The 1,364-nt window shown below is 32.6% G+C and carries 3 protein-coding genes; all 3 read left to right on the top strand.

Going from position 1 to position 1,364, the window contains the following annotated elements:
* The coding region (locus G468_RS24345; RefSeq protein WP_034250526.1) for a transcriptional antitermination N peptide at window positions 1-338 on the top strand (338 nt) is incomplete at its 5' end.
* 29 nt (window positions 339-367) lie between these two features.
* Window positions 368-877: a protein kinase domain-containing protein gene (locus tag G468_RS21965; RefSeq protein ID WP_034250524.1), complete on the top strand. Its 510-nt coding sequence runs from the start codon at window positions 368-370 to the stop codon at window positions 875-877.
* The coding region (locus G468_RS0117990) for a PP2C family protein-serine/threonine phosphatase (protein ID WP_026824148.1) at window positions 874-1,364 on the top strand (491 nt) is incomplete at its 3' end. The genes G468_RS21965 and G468_RS0117990, both read left to right, overlap by 4 nt.

Raw genomic sequence — 1,364 nt, 5'->3', positions numbered from 1 at the left:
ACTTTCATGGTTATGATAATGCTCGCCGTCGGAGACAGGAGCGGAGAAGAGCTAAACAAGCAGCCTATCTCTATAACAAAGCACTTAATATGGCACTGAAAGCAGCCTTAAATCGAAGCAAACCCTCTCAGCAACAAACAACGCTAAACACTAAACGCCCTGTCCTTTCACTAAAAAGAAAAGTGATTAATCGTGTAGAAAAAGCAATATCAATTCGTCCTACTAAAGTTTATGACTTTTTTGATAATTGCTGTTTGCCTAAAGTGGCTTTGTATTCAGTAAAGACGAAGATTCGTCACCCTATTCTCACATCTGGAGATGTGACGGCAAGATTTTGAAATAATTAATTGGTTACTCATTAATTTAAATGGAAATTGACAATCCTTGGTTCGTCATGGAACTTTCTCAAACAGATCTCAGAAAAGAACTTTCTGAAAATACATTAGATATAAATAAAAAAATGGAAATAACAAAAATGATCTTAAAGGGAGTCAATTATGTTCATCAGAAAGGTTATCTTCACAGAGATCTAAAACCCGCTAATATTCTAAAATTTAACAATGATGTTTATAAAATATCAGATTTTGGCTTAATAAAAAACTCAAATAACGAATCTGAATCAGAGGTATTAACAAAGATTCAAGTTGCGTTAGGGACTGTAGATTATATGTCACCTGAAGCGAAGAAGGGAGAATATAGTATACAGTCAGATATCTACGCACTTGGCGTTATAATGGAAGAAATGGATATTTCAGCGATTGACGGTGTTGATGACATTATACGTAAGAGTACTAATCTAAGATGTAAAGATAGGTACCAATCTGTTTCAGAAATGTTAGCTGCTTTAAACAACGTAATTGAAAGGAGGAATCAATGATCGAGCTGTTAAATTGTGGTCTCTTTTCTTATGGTAAAGACGATTTCAAGGAAAATCAGGATTCTATTTTGCCTCCTTCAAAAATAGGTAACGGCTATATCTTTGCCATAGCTGACGGTGTGGGTTCATATAAAGGTGCTAAACTAGCCTCTCAAATAGCTATTAATCACCTATCAAAAATGGTTCTAGACCATAATATAGATATAGATTTTATATTCAGCGCTATCAAAGATGAGATTTTTAAAATTTCAAATGAAAATCCTGATTTATATCATTCCGCAACAACCCTAACTTTTTGTTATGTTAACAACGATAATGTCCACATAGGACATATTGGTGATACAAGAATTTATGTAAAAAATAAAAATAAACTAATCCAATTATCTAAAGACCATACCGTACATCAAAGTCTATTAGATGAAAAAATATATACAAAAAAAGAGTTAAAAAATATTAAAGGAAAAAATAAACTCACAACGGCTATATC

The organism is Arsenophonus nasoniae DSM 15247, assembly GCF_000429565.1.
In the GTDB taxonomy this organism is placed as follows: Bacteria; Pseudomonadota; Gammaproteobacteria; order Enterobacterales; family Enterobacteriaceae; genus Arsenophonus; species Arsenophonus nasoniae.
The sequence above is the reverse complement of the archived record's forward strand: the minus strand, read 5'-3'. Positions and strand labels throughout refer to the sequence as shown.